Genomic DNA, 12,940 nt, shown 5'->3' with positions numbered 1-12,940 from the left:
CGCCGACCGGGATCCGGCACGGGATCCGGCACGGGACGCTCTTCCGGCGGAACCTCCCCGCAGGATTACGCCTCGACGCCCATTCCCTTGCGCAGCTGCTGGACGATCCTGCTGAGCAGCCGTGACACATGCATCTGGGACACGCCCAGCTCCTCGCCGATCTGCGACTGCGTCATCTCCGCCCCGAACCGCATCTGCACGATCCTGCGCTCCCGGTCATCGAGCCGGTCCAGCAGCGGGGCCAGCGTGTGCAGGTTCTCGACGGTCTCCATGGCCGGATCCGTCTCGCCGAGGACATCGGCGTACGCCCGCTGCTCCTGGCCCGAGTCACTGTCCGCGGAAGGAGTGTCGAGCGAACCGGCCGAGTAGCCGTTGGCGGCCACGAGCCCCTCGATGATCTCCTCCTCGGGGAGGCCGAGGTGGGTGGCCAGCTCCTTGACGGTCGGGTCGCGGTCGAGCTCGGCGGAGAGCTGCTCCTTCGCCTTGGCGAGGTCCACCCGCAGCTCCTGAAGCCGCCTGGGCACATGCACCGACCAGGTGGTGTCGCGGAAGAACCGCTTGATCTCCCCGACGATGTAGGGCACCGCGAAGGTGGCGAACTCGACCTCGCGGGACAGGTCGAACCGGTCGATCGCCTTGATCAGGCCGATCGTGCCGACCTGGATGATGTCCTCGGTGTCGCCGCCGCGGTTGCGGAACCGGGACGCGGCGAAGCGCACCAGGGAGAGATTCATCTCGATCAGGGTGTTGCGCGCGTACTGGTGCTCGTGGGTACCCTCCTCCAGGACCTGGAGCCGGTCGAAGAAGATCTTCGACAGGGCCCGTGCGTCCTGTGGGGCGATCTTTCCGGCGTCCTCGACCCAGGGCAGCTCTCCGGTGACGTCCGCCGTCCGCGCACCGGTCCGGCCGTCGCTCAGCGGCGTCGTCGTCCCGGTGGCTCGCGCTGACATCGCCGTCATGGTGTCACCCTCCTGCTGCCCGATGTGTCGGACGGTCGCCTGCCCGGTCCCCGCCAGGTCATGCGCCCCTTGTTCCGTTTCTTTCCTTCCACTTCGTTCCCGCGGCCTCTCCCGCCGTCCTTCCCGCGCCTTTCCGCCGGGGCCGCTCGTACACCGCTCGAACGGAGCAGTGGCCCGCGCATGGCAAACTTGGGCGGGGTGTTTCGGCCTGCGGTGATCCACGATCCGCGGCGAGAAGATGACAGAGGAACGGCAATGACGGTGACAGAGGACAGCCCGGAGCTCGCTCCCGGAATCGAGGAGTTCGGTCCCGGCATCGACCCGGAGCGGCTGGCCGTCTGCCTGGGCGTGCTCGACGAGCTCGACCGGATCGAGGTGGACCACCCGGACGCGATCGCCGTCCGCCGGGCCACCGCCGGGATCTACCGCACCGTGAAGCAGCGCCGCCGCCAGGAGCGCCGCGCCGCGAAGACCGCCCACGACCGGGCCGTCACCGAGGCCACGGCGACCGGCTCGGCCGAGCGCATCGACGACGAGACGCAGGGCGTGCTGCCCTCCTCCTCCGCCCAGGCCGAGATCGCGGGCATCCTCCAGCGGCCCCGGTCCTGCTACATCTGCAAGACGCGGTACGTCGAGGTCGACGCGTTCTACCACCAGCTCTGCCAGTCCTGTGCCAAGGAGAACCGCTCCCGCCGCGACGCCCGTACCGATCTGACCGGACGCCGGGCGCTGCTCACCGGCGGCCGGGCGAAGATCGGCATGTACATCGCGCTGCGGCTGCTGCGCGACGGCGCGCACACCACCATCACCACCCGCTTCCCCAACGACGCGATCCGTCGCTTCAAGGCGATGGAGGACAGCGACGAGTGGATCCACCGGCTGAAGATCGTCGGCATCGACCTCCGCGACCCGGCCCAGGTCGTCGCGCTGGCCGACTCGGTCGCGGCCGAGGGCCCGCTCGACATCCTGATCAACAACGCCGCCCAGACCGTCCGCCGCTCCCCGGGGGCCTACAGCGAGCTGGTCGGCGCCGAGTCGGCTCCGCTGCCCGCGGGCGAACTGCCGGTCGCCGAGGTCATCGGCACCTTCGGCAGCGGCACGGTCGACCGGGTGGCCGCGCTGCCCGCCGCCCGCAAGGAGGGCCTGAGCGCCCAGGAGGTCACGGACCTCGCCCTGGTCACCGGCTCCGCCTCGCCGGCCCGGATCGCCGCGGGCACCGCGATCGACGCGGGCGGCCTCGTCCCGGACCTGCATGACAGCAACAGCTGGATCCAGACGGTCGAGGAGGTCGAGCCGATCGAGCTCCTCGAAGTCCAGCTCTGCAACTCCACCGCACCGTTCATCCTGATCAGCCGGCTCCGTCCGGCGATGGCGAGGACCACCGCGAAGCACGCGTACGTCGTCAACGTCTCGGCGATGGAGGGCGTCTTCAGCCGCGGCTACAAGGGTGCGGGACACCCGCACACCAACATGGCCAAGGCCGCGCTCAACATGCTGACGCGCACCAGCGCCCAGGAGATGTTCGAGAAGGACGGCATCCTGATGACGGCCGTGGACACCGGCTGGATCACCGACGAGCGCCCGCACCCGGACAAGATGCGCCTCGCCGAGGAGGGCTTCCACGCCCCCCTCGACCTGGTCGACGGCGCGGCCCGGGTCTACGACCCGATCGTGCGCGGTGAGAGCGGCGAGGCCCTCTACGGCTGCTTCCTCAAGGACTACGCCCCCGCGAACTGGTAACCCGAACGGCTCAACCGGCCCGCCGGTCCGAGCGCGGCGGCCCCGAACCCGGCCCAGGATGTTCCCTGGGCCGGGTTTTCGCGTACCCCGATGGCCGAAAGTGACCTACTGCACACGTTCTATCGAGCGCGGAGGCGCTCATTTGGTTACGCTGAGGCGAACGGACGCCATCGAGGAGCCCACGAAGGTTCCTCGACCGTCCTGGGACATGGTCGGTAACCCGGCTGCTGCCCCACCCCCAACCGGCGCCACCGCGACCGACATATCCCAACCCCTGCTCCGCGCGGGGCGGTCGCGCCCCGGCATCGCTGCCGGAGCGAAGGCGACGCCCCGGGCGACGCGACACGAAGGAGTGCGCGGTGACGACACCGGAACTGACCGAGCGCGAAATGCGCCCCGCCGAACGGAACAAGGAGCGGCCCGGCCGCCCCGAGAAGCTGCGGAACATCGAGGTCTGGGCCAGGTCCGCCCCGATCCGGCTCGCCGGATACGAGGACGACCTCGCCGAGCCGCACATCCTTCCCGGCATCGACTGAAGCACCGGCCGACGGCTCAGCGCGTCCTGCGGCCCGTCCCCCCGCCCTCCCGCTCCGGCGGCAGCGGCCGGGAGACGGGCCGCAGGAATTCCCGGACATAGGTGCGGTGCCACCAGCAACCGGTGGCCCGCAGCTCCCGGAGCCCGGTGAACCGGTAGCGGAACACCCGGGCGCGCACCTGCCGGGGCGGTGCGTCGGGGAACGGGTTGTGAGCGAGCAGCCGGAGCGTGTCCCGGTCGCCCTCCAGCAGCCGTTCGGCGAACGGCCCGAACCAGGAGCGCGCGTACGCGGGGGAGAGCGCCGCGAACCACATCATCCAGTCGAGCCGCAGATGGTACGGGGCGAACTGGCGCGGCAGCCGGCGCGGATCGCCCGGCTTGCCGCGGAAGCCGTACTCCCGCCACTCGGCGCCCTCGTGCGCCACCGGATCGGGGCTGCCCTCCACCACGACCTCCAGCCGCATCCGGCTGATCGAACCGAACGCCCCGTAGGTGTTGACCAGGTGCAGGGGATCGAAGGACCGGTTCATCGCCTGTCGCCGCGAGAGCAGATTGCGCGCCGGGCGGTAGCTGAGCACCAGCACCAGGACGGTGACCGCGATGACGACCACCTCGTACCAGAGCGGCGGCGGGACCTGGGCGGGCGGCGGTCCGGCCAGGGGAGTCCAGTCGATCGCGGAGAGCGCCAGCGCGATGGTGAGCCAGTTCAGCCAGGCGAAGTTCCCCGACAGGACGAGCCAGAGCTGGGTGAGGGCCATCAGGCCGGCGGCCGCGCTCGCCACCGGCTGCGGGGTGAACAGGAGGAAGGGCACCAGCAGCTGGGTGACATGGTTGGCGGCGACCTCCACCCGGTGCACGGGCCTGGGCAGATGGTGGAAGAACCAGCTCAGCGGCCCCGGCATCGGCTGCGTCTCGTGGTGGAAGTCCAGGCACGTCAGCTCGCGCCAGCACGCGTCCCCACGCATCTTGATCAGCCCCGCGCCGAACTCCACCCGGAACAGCAGCCACCGCAGCAGCCACAGCACCAGCACCGGCGGGGCCGTGTCCCCGCTGCCGAGGAAGACCACCAGGAACCCCGTCTCCAGCAGCAGCGACTCCCAGCCGAATCCGTACCAGACCTGCCCCACCTGGACGATCGACAGATACAGCACCCAGGGCAGCGCCCAGAGCAGCATGCCGCCCCACAGCGGCAGCAGACCGTCGAGACCGGCGATCAGGGCCACCGAGACGGCGCAGCCGCTCCAGGCGACGGCGGCGAAGAAGCGGTCCGAGTAGTGCAGCCGGAAGAGCCCAGGAGCGGCCCGCCAGGGCGTGCGCCGCAGCAGCTCGGGCACGGGCAGCATGCCGCGCTCGCCGATCAGCGCCCGGAACTGGAGCGCGGCGGAGAGGAAGGCGACCAGATAGACCACGGCCAGAGCCCGCTGGAAGATCAGCCGGCTCAGCCAGTAGCCGTCCGCGGTGAACCACTCCATCTCTGCCAGTATCGGCCAGGAGTCAGCTCGCGGCGACGATCCGGCGCAGCGTACGGCCGAGCCTGCGCGCGTACCAGTGCTGCACGGGCGGCACCAGCGGGCCGGCGAGCCGGGTGTACCAGGAGGCGGGGCGCGAGAACGCCAGCACCGTGAACCACACGGTGCCGTCGTCCGCCAGGTCCACCACGAAGCACTCCTCGCCGCGCTCCGGATGCCCGGCCAGGGTGCCGTAGGCGAAGCCGGTGCGGCCGTCCTCCCCGTACGCCGTCCAGATCACCTGGCAGGGGGCGGTGAAGCGCAGCGGTCCAAGGCCCAGGGAGATCCGGACGCTGCCGCCGGGCTCCGCGCGCCGGGCCGGGGCCTCCACCCGTGCGCCCGAGGCGCGGTGCATCCGCCACTCGGTGATCGCCGCGCCGGCGGCCGCGAAGTCCGCCTCGCCCCGGCCGATCCGGGTGCGGTGGTGGAGGTGGTGGTAGCCCCGGGGGAGCGGGCCGAGGCGGGTCGCGCCGACCTCCGGGTAGCTGAGGGTGCTCATGCGGTCCTGCCTCCGGTGCGGTGGGGTGCTTCGGTGCGGATGGTTCCTTGGGCGCGGATGCGCCGCCAGGCCAGCAGTGAGCAGAGCGCGAAGCCCAGCGCGTTGCCCAGGCCATGGGTGGCGGCCATCCAGGTCAGGGTGGGGTGGGGCAGTCCGGTCGCCTCGCCGAGCGCCCAGCTCAGCGCGAGCAGCATGGTCGCCACCAGGATGGCGGCGGAGGTGAGCAGCAGGATCCGTGTCGTCCGGTCCCGGCTCCCGGTGCGCCCCATGCGCCAGGTCAGCAGGCCGACCGTCCACATTCCGGCGGTGAGGACGACGGCCCCGACGAGCTCGGCCCAGTCGCCGATGAAGTAGCCGGCCAGTACGAGCAGGGTGCCCAGGGGCACGCTCAGTGCGGCGAAGCGGCCCGCGGGGCCGTCGGAGACCCGGCAGACCAGGCCGGCGATCAGTGCGGCGGCGAATCCGGCGAAGTGGAAGTGCGGCACGGTGAGCGCGAGGATGCCGAGGTCGAACCCGAGCAGCTCGTGTCCCGCACGTTCGGCGACCAGGGCGGTCGCGGCGACGGCCGGGGTGACCAGGGCGGTGAGCAGCGCGATCCCCGCCGGGTCGAGGTCCCGGCCGCGGACCGCCCGGCGCGGGGCATGGAGGGCCAGCAGGACGGTGCCCAGTGCGTAGCAGCAGGCGAGCACCGTGGCCGTGGCACCGCGCGGCAGCCAGAGGGCGACCGCGCCCGGTACGGCGAAGAGGGGCCAGAGCCGGCGGATCCGGTCCAGTTCCTGTCGTTCGGTCAGCCGCAGCCCCGCCGGCACGACGACGAGCATGCCCAGCATCACGATGGTGTTGACCAGTGCGGACACGAGTTCTCCCCCCTGCTTTGAACATGTTCAAGTCCCGGAAGTGAGAGTAGAGGGTTTCTTGAACACGTTCAAGACCGGGGTGGGGGCCGGTCGTCCGCTTGCGGGTCCGTGGCCGGTGCGGCACAGATGGTGACACCCACTCCGTTCCACAGGGACAGGCAGGAGAGCTCTGTGCGCTCACCCAGACCTTTCCGGCGCACCGCGCTCGCCGCGCTGTCCGCCGGGGTGCTGTTCGCCGCGGCCGGCTGCGGCGACGGCGGCGACCGTACGGCGAAAGGCACCACGGGCACCGCGGAGGCCGAGGACGTCCTCCTCCAGTCGCTCACGTCACCCGGCCCCGGACCGTTCACCACGTCCACGGCGCGGGCGACGGACTCCCCGTCCCCCACCGGAGCGCCGGACGCCGAACCGACCTCCGCCACCCGGACGGTCCATCCGGTCTCCGGCGCCGCCCCGGGGCTCTACGGCGGCACCCGGTCGGTCGCCGCCTGCGACGTCGAGCGGCAGTCCGCCCTCCTGACCGAAGGCGAGGACAAGGCGCGCGCCTTCGCCGGCGCGGCCGACATCGAGGCCGTGCAGATCCCGGGCTACCTGAAGTCCCTCACCCCCGTCGTCCTGCGCGCCGACGCCCAGGTCACCAATCACGGCTACAGCGCCGGCTCGGCCACCGCCTTCCAGGCCGTGCTCCAGGCGGGCACCGCCGTCCTGGTCGACAGCCGGGGCATGCCCCGCGTCCGCTGTGTCTGCGGCAACCCGCTGGGCCCGCCCGTGGTCACCGACGGGACTGTCGCCCACCGGGGTGAGCGCTGGCCCGGCTACGACCCCGCGCGCATCGTGGCCGTCGAGCCCGGCCTGAAAGCGGCCACCAGCCTGATCATCGTGGACACCGACGACCGCACCTGGATCGAACGGGCCATGGGCGACAGTGGCGGCCGCGACCGCAGCCCGGACGACCCGCCGCCCTTCGAGCCCGACGTCGACCTGCTCTTCCCGTCACCGGAGCGCCCCTGGGAGTCCGCGCCCCCGGACCCCGTTCCGTCCGACGCGGTCCCCTCCGAGCCGGAAGGGCCGACGGACCCAGGGCCCCCGGAGCCGTCCGGCGACACACCGCCCGAAGGGCCGTGGGAGTACGAGGAGGGCGACCCCGACGTCGCGCCGGAGCCGACCCAGGTCTTCCCCGCCGAGCCGGACGGGCCCGCCCCGCCCGACGGGCAGGTGGAGCCCGCAGGGCCGGAAGAGCCGATGGAAGCGGGTCTCGGTGACGTGTTCGCCGGCTGATCCGTCCCATGGGTGCCGGTCGAGGAGCCGGTCGGGAAATCAGACAAGAAGAATCAGACAAATGGTGGCAGAGTGGCCCACATGGATGATCGGGTAGCGGGTGCCCTGTCACTCCCCGACGACTGGCCCGCCCACCCGGACCTCAGCCTCGCCCTGAACCGTATGGGCAGCTTCGACTGGGATCTTGACACCGGCCTCATGCACATGGACCGGCCTGCCCTCGACGTGTTCGACCTCACCGCGGACGAGTACGACGGCCGGCCGGACTCGCTGGCGCCGCGCGTGCCGACGGACGAGGCCCAGCGGCTGGACGGGATGGTCTCGCACGCCCTGAAGAGCGGTCGCACCAACTACGGCGCGTACTTCCGCATCCAGCGGCGCGACGGGACGCTGCGCTGGACCCACACCCAGGGCTTCGTCCGCCGGGACGGGACCGGCCGCCCGCGCCGCATCATCGGGATCGTCCGCGACGCCACCCAGGAACTGGCCGACTCCACCGCCCGGCGCGAGGTGGACGAGGAGCGCCGCCGGCGCACCAGCCTGGTCGAGGGCACCACCGCCGCGCTGGCCCACGCCCGTACCGTCAAGGACGTCATCGCCGTCCTCAAGAACTCCCAGGGGCTCGCCCACCTCGGAGCCACCAGCCTCGTCATGGGCCTGCTGGAGTCCGGCCGCATCCACCTCGTGGCCGACGGCCCCGAAGGCGCGTACGTCCCCGGCACCCGGTACACCCGGGTGGACGAGCAGTACCCGATGAGCGAAGTGGTCCGCACGCTGGCCCCGCGCTTCATCGAGTCCGCCGACGACTTCGCCGCCTCCTACCCGATCCTGTGGCCCGACATCAGCCACCTCGGGATCACCTCGGCCGCCTACATGCCACTGATCGCCCAGGCCCGCCCGATCGGCGCGCTCGGTCTTCTCTACCGGGACAAGGCGGGCTTCACCGCCGACGAACGCAATCTGCTGATGGCGCTCGGCACCTCGATCGCCCAGAGCCTCCAGCGCGCGATGCTCTACGAGCAGGAGCACGACCTCGCCGAGGGGCTCCAGCAGGCGATGCTGCCGCGCCGGATCCCGGCCGTGCCCGGGGCGCAGGTCGCCGTCCGCTACCGGTCGGCCCGCCTCGGCCGGGACATCGGAGGCGACTGGTACGACCTGATCCCCCTGCCCGGCGGCCGGGTCGGCGCCGTCATCGGGGACGTCCAGGGGCACGACACCCACGCCGCCGCCGTCATGGGGCAGCTCAGGATCGTCCTGCGCGCGTACGCCGCCGAGGGGCACAGCCCCGCCACGGTCATGGCCCGCGCCTCCGTCTTCCTCCACGAACTCGACACCGACCGCTTCGCCACCTGCACCTACGCCGAGGTCGACCTCACCACCGGCGTCGTCCAGCTGGTCCGTGCCGGGCACGTCGACCCGCTGGTGCGGGACGTGGACGGCAGCTGCCGCAGGATGCCCTCCGAGGGCGGACTGCCGCTCGGCCTCTCGGCGGAGTTCGGCCGGCTCGAATACCCGGTCGGCACGGTCGAGCTGGACCCGGGCCAGACGATGATCCTGTTCACCGACGGCCTTGTCGAGCTGCCGGGCTCCGACCTCGACGAAGGCATGCAACTGCTCACCGCACTCGTCACCCATGGCCCCCGCGACCTGCAGAAGCTGGCCGACGAGCTCTGCGACGCCGTCGACGGGCGCGGCGGCCAGGACGATGTCGCGGTCCTGCTGCTGCGCCGCCGGGCCGCGCACGCCCCGCAGCCGGGCGGCCGGCTCCAGCAGCACGTCGCCCAGAACGACCCCGAGGCGCTGAGTTCGTCCCGGCACATGATCCGGGCCGCGGTCCGGGCCTGGGGAGCGAAGGACCGGGCCGACGAGATCGAGCTCGCGGCCGACGAACTGATCACCAACGCGCTCATGCACACCGACGGCGGCGCCGTCGTGACGATCCGGGTCCTCGCCGGAACCGAGCGACGCCTGCGCGTCGACGTCGAGGACCGCTCCAGCGCCCTGCCCCGGCGCCGCGACGCGGGGGAGTTCGGAGTGTCGGGGCGCGGCCTCATGCTGGTCGACCGGCTGGCCGACGTCTGGGGCGTGGAGTCCCGGGGCAGCGGCAAATGCGTGTGGTGCGAGTTCCTGATCCCGGCGCGCTGAACCCCGGCGCAGGGACGTAACAGTACGTAACATGTCGTTGCTTGACCGTGACCGACCGCAAAGGATTGACTGCGGGGCACCGGCCGCACCCGGCCCTGCCGCCCTCGACGACCTGGGATCCCCGTTGGCCACCGAGCTTCTCGCCCCGCTCGATCTCGCTTTCTGGCACCTCGAATCGGATGCCCACCCGATGCACCTGGGCGCGCTCGCCGTCTTCGCCCGAGCAACCGGCACCGGTCCGGAGCGGATCCTCGACCTGCTGGGGACCCGCGCCGCCGCGATCCCCCGGCTGCGCATGTGCGTACGGGACGTCCTGCTGCCGGTCGGCGGCAAGGCCTGGGCGGTGGACAAGGACTTCGACGTGCACCGGCACGTCGAACGCGTCGTCGTGGACGACGGCGACTTCATGGCGCAGGCCACCCGGCTGGCCGGCGAACTGATGGAGCGGCCGCTCGGACGCGGGCTGCCGCCCTGGCGGATGTATCTCATCGGCGGCGCGGCCGGCGGGCCCTTCGCCGTCCTGGTCAAGCTGCACCACGCCCTGGCCGACGGGATGCGGGCGGTCGCCATCGGGGCCGGGATCTTCGACGAGATCGCCGCCGTCACCAGCGCCCGGACGACGGTCCGGGGTCGCGCCGCGCGCCCGCCGCGCTCCTGGCTGCCCGACCCCCGTGAGATGGCGGGCATGGCGCTCGGGCGGATCGGCGAGGTCGGCCGGGCGCTCGGCGTGGGGGCCTCCGTCGTCCGCGCCGGCCGCCTCGACCTGCGCGGCACGACCGCCTTCACCGCACCCTCCAGCGGCACCCGGCGCCTGGCCACCGCCGACCTCGACGCCGAGGACCTCCGGCGGATCCGGCGGGCCGAGGGCGGCACCGCCAACGACATCCTCCTCGCCGTCGTCGCCGGGGCGCTGCGCCGCTGGATGGCCGAGCGCGGCGAGCCGCTGCCCGCCGCCGACCCGCGCGCCCTGGTCCCCGTCTCCCGGCGCGGGCCCGGCGGGACCGCCACCGGCAACCGGCTCTCCGCCTATCTGCTCGGCCTGCCGGTCACCGCGGCCGACCCGCGCGAGCGGCTCCGGGAGGTCCGGAGCGCGATGGACCGCAACAAGGCGGCGGGCCCCCTGAAGGGCGCCGGAGCCGTGGCCGTACTCGCCGACCAACTGCCGCCGCTGGCCCACCGGTTCGGCGCACCGCTGGCGGCCAACGCCGCCCGCGTGCTGTTCGACGTACTGGTCACCAGCGTGCCGCTGCCCCGCTCCGCGCTCACGCTGGGCGGCTGCCCGCTGACCGCCCTCTACCCCATGGCGCCGCTGGCCCGGGGCCAGTCCCTGGCAGTCGCCCTCTCCGCCTACGGCGGGCGGGTGCACGTGGGTCTGGTGGCCGACGGCAAGGCGCTGCCCGACCTCGACCGGCTCGCCGCGGCGGTCGAGGAGGAGTTCACGGAGCTGTACGCCCTCATCACCGGCACGCATCGCGCACCGGTGTCCTGACAGGCAGCCGCACACCGGCTGCGGCAGGCTTGAGCCATGCCCGAACTGCCCGAAGTCGAAGCCCTGCGGGTCTTCCTCGACGACCACCTGGTCGGCAAGGAGATCGCCCGCGTCCTGCCGCTGGCGATCAGCGTCCTGAAGACGTACGACCCGCCGCCGGCCGCCCTGGAGGGCCGGGCCGTCACCTCGGTCGCCCGGCACGGCAAGTTCCTCGACATCGGGGCGGGCGGGCTCCACCTGTGCACCCACCTCGCACGGGCCGGCTGGCTCCGCTGGAAGGACTCCTTCCCGGCCGCCACGCCCCGCCCCGGCAAGGGGCCCCTCGCCCTGCGCCTGGTGACCGCGGACGGCGACGGCTTCGACCTGACCGAGATGGGCACCAGGAAGCGCCTCTCGGTCCACCTCGTCCACGACCCCATGGAGGTCCCCGGCATCGCCCGCCTCGGCCCGGACCCCCTCGCCGACGCCTTCGACCGGGACGCGCTCGCCGCGCTGCTCGCCGGGGAGCGCCGTCAGATCAAGGGCGCGCTGCGCGACCAGTCGCTCATCGCGGGCATCGGCAACGCCTACAGCGACGAGATCCTGCACGTCGCGAAGATGTCCCCGTTCAAACGGACCGCCGACCTCGGCGAGGACGACGTCACCCGGCTGTACACCGCGCTGCGCACCACGCTCAAGGACGCCGTGGCCCGCTCCGGCGGTCTGGAGGCGGGGAAGCTCAAGGCTGAGAAGAAGAGCGGGATGCGGGTCCACGGACGTACCGGAGAGGCCTGCCCGGTCTGCGGGGACACCATCCTGGAGGTCTCCTTCAGCGACTCCTCGCTGCAGTACTGCCCCACCTGCCAGACCGGCGGGAAGCCCCTTGCTGACAGGCGGCTTTCCCGGCTTCTCAAGTAGCTGCTTGGGCTCCGAGGGCACAACCGGGGCACTCTGCATGAGCGCAAGTCCCTGAGTCACAGCGTCACGGGTGGTGTCCTCAGCGGCGTCCCACAGATGCGTGTACACATCCAGGGTCATAGACGCCTTGGCGTGCCCAAGGTTCCGCTGCACGACCTTGACGGATGCCCCGTGGTGGATGAGCAGCGAAGCGTAGAAGTGCCGAAGATCGTGCATCGTGGCACCTGCGGGAACTTTCAGCGCAGACCCGGACTCCTTGAGCAGCGTGTTCGCCCGCTGCACAGTGGCTGCCCACACGTGACGCCACTGCCCCCTGGTGTTCGGGCGAAGGCTGGTGTTCAGGAAGATCAAGTTCGCCTTGCGCTCTACCGGCTTGCGCGGGTTGCTTCGGTCCTCGATCACCACAGGGGCAATCGGGAACTGCTCCAAGTGCGCCCGAATCGCGTCGATGCCAATCTGCGCCACGGGCACCACACGAACCGAAGACGCACTCTTCAGGGTGGTGATGTACGGATCACCCTTGTCGGGTGAGTAGAGCTGCTGCCGCACCGTGATCTCACCCTTGGTGAAGTCCACCGAGTCAAGCTCCAGACCCCACAGCTCCCCCTGACGCAGCCCCGTAGCTGCCGCCACGAGCAACGGCATCCGGTGGTTCTCCGGAGCCCCGGTCACGAGCGCTGACACGACTTCAGGGGGCAGTGGGTGCACCTCCTTTCGGTGCACGGTCGGAAGCTTCACCCCCTGGCAGGGGTCCTTGGCTATCAGTCCGTCCAGGACCGCGCTCTGAAGCGCCGCCCGCAGGTAGACGTACTTGTTCCTGACAGTGTTGGGGGACAGCACCTTCGACCGGTTGTTCACCCACGCCTGAATGTCGGACGTCTTGAGACTTGCCACCGACCGCTGCCCCAACAGCGGATTAATGTGGATGCGGAACGCCCCACTAGGGCCTGTATCGAGTCGTGATCAATCTGCGGGATTCGCCCTCGCTTCGGGGGTGGATCGTGTAGTCCGGTGTGCATGACGCGGAGACAGT

Annotated in this window: 10 protein-coding genes and 1 pseudogene; 6 read left to right on the top strand and 5 right to left on the bottom strand. The window is 71.7% G+C overall.

All coding sequences use genetic code 11. The features are described 5' to 3' along the window. Positions 1-65: 65 nt before the first annotated feature. A complete protein-coding gene (locus ACGF2Y_RS29535; protein WP_392953677.1) occupies positions 66-959 on the bottom strand; it encodes an RNA polymerase sigma factor SigF in 894 nt (297 codons plus the stop codon). Between the two features lie 255 nt (positions 960-1,214). Between ACGF2Y_RS29535 and ACGF2Y_RS29530 the strand changes: the two genes are divergently transcribed. Together ACGF2Y_RS29530 and ACGF2Y_RS29525 are read left to right on the top strand one after the other, a co-directional pair. After that, on the top strand, positions 1,215-2,699 hold the full coding sequence (locus ACGF2Y_RS29530; protein WP_392953675.1) for an SDR family NAD(P)-dependent oxidoreductase: 1,485 nt from the start codon (positions 1,215-1,217) through the stop codon (positions 2,697-2,699). A gap of 359 nt (positions 2,700-3,058) precedes the next feature. Further along, positions 3,059-3,235: a hypothetical protein gene (locus ACGF2Y_RS29525; protein ID WP_392953672.1), complete on the top strand. Its 177-nt coding sequence runs from the start codon at positions 3,059-3,061 to the stop codon at positions 3,233-3,235. A gap of 16 nt (positions 3,236-3,251) precedes the next feature. On the opposite strand, the gene ACGF2Y_RS29520 is transcribed toward ACGF2Y_RS29525, so the two are convergent. The 3 genes from ACGF2Y_RS29520 to ACGF2Y_RS29510 are packed head-to-tail and all read right to left on the bottom strand — an operon-like array spanning position 3,252 to position 6,098. Further along, positions 3,252-4,706, bottom strand: coding sequence for a lipase maturation factor family protein (locus tag ACGF2Y_RS29520; RefSeq protein ID WP_392953669.1), 1,455 nt, complete (start codon positions 4,704-4,706; stop codon positions 3,252-3,254). A 22-nt stretch (positions 4,707-4,728) separates the two neighbouring features. Next, positions 4,729-5,241 carry a DUF1990 family protein gene (locus tag ACGF2Y_RS29515; RefSeq protein WP_392953666.1) on the bottom strand — a complete coding sequence of 171 codons (513 nt, stop codon included), beginning with the start codon at positions 5,239-5,241 and terminating at the stop codon, positions 4,729-4,731. Further along, entirely contained in the window at positions 5,238-6,098 is an 861-nt protein-coding gene (locus ACGF2Y_RS29510; protein ID WP_392953663.1) for a YndJ family protein, read from the bottom strand. Before ACGF2Y_RS29510 ends, ACGF2Y_RS29515 begins: the two co-directional genes overlap by 4 nt. Before the next feature lie 171 nt (positions 6,099-6,269). Between ACGF2Y_RS29510 and ACGF2Y_RS29505 the strand changes: the two genes are divergently transcribed. From ACGF2Y_RS29505 to ACGF2Y_RS29490, 4 genes are all read left to right on the top strand, one after another. Next, entirely contained in the window at positions 6,270-7,376 is a 1,107-nt protein-coding gene (locus ACGF2Y_RS29505) for a DUF6777 domain-containing protein (protein ID WP_392953660.1), read from the top strand. An 81-nt stretch (positions 7,377-7,457) separates the two neighbouring features. Then, positions 7,458-9,521: a SpoIIE family protein phosphatase gene (locus ACGF2Y_RS29500; protein WP_392953657.1), complete on the top strand. Its 2,064-nt coding sequence runs from the start codon at positions 7,458-7,460 to the stop codon at positions 9,519-9,521. A gap of 124 nt (positions 9,522-9,645) precedes the next feature. Beyond that, entirely contained in the window at positions 9,646-11,010 is a 1,365-nt protein-coding gene (locus tag ACGF2Y_RS29495; RefSeq protein WP_392953654.1) for a wax ester/triacylglycerol synthase family O-acyltransferase, read from the top strand. Between the two features lie 36 nt (positions 11,011-11,046). Next, positions 11,047-11,907: an Fpg/Nei family DNA glycosylase gene (locus ACGF2Y_RS29490; RefSeq protein WP_392953652.1), complete on the top strand. Its 861-nt coding sequence runs from the start codon at positions 11,047-11,049 to the stop codon at positions 11,905-11,907. Between the two features lie 105 nt (positions 11,908-12,012). Here the strand turns inward: ACGF2Y_RS29490 and ACGF2Y_RS29485 are convergent. After that, positions 12,013-12,552, bottom strand: a pseudogene (locus ACGF2Y_RS29485) (site-specific integrase); the annotation flags it as partial. Between the last annotated feature and the right edge of the window lie 388 nt (positions 12,553-12,940).

This window comes from Streptomyces sp. NPDC048142 (genome assembly GCF_043202835.1).
Classification (GTDB): domain Bacteria; phylum Actinomycetota; class Actinomycetes; order Streptomycetales; family Streptomycetaceae; genus Streptomyces.
The sequence above is the reverse complement of the archived record's forward strand: the minus strand, read 5'-3'. Positions and strand labels throughout refer to the sequence as shown.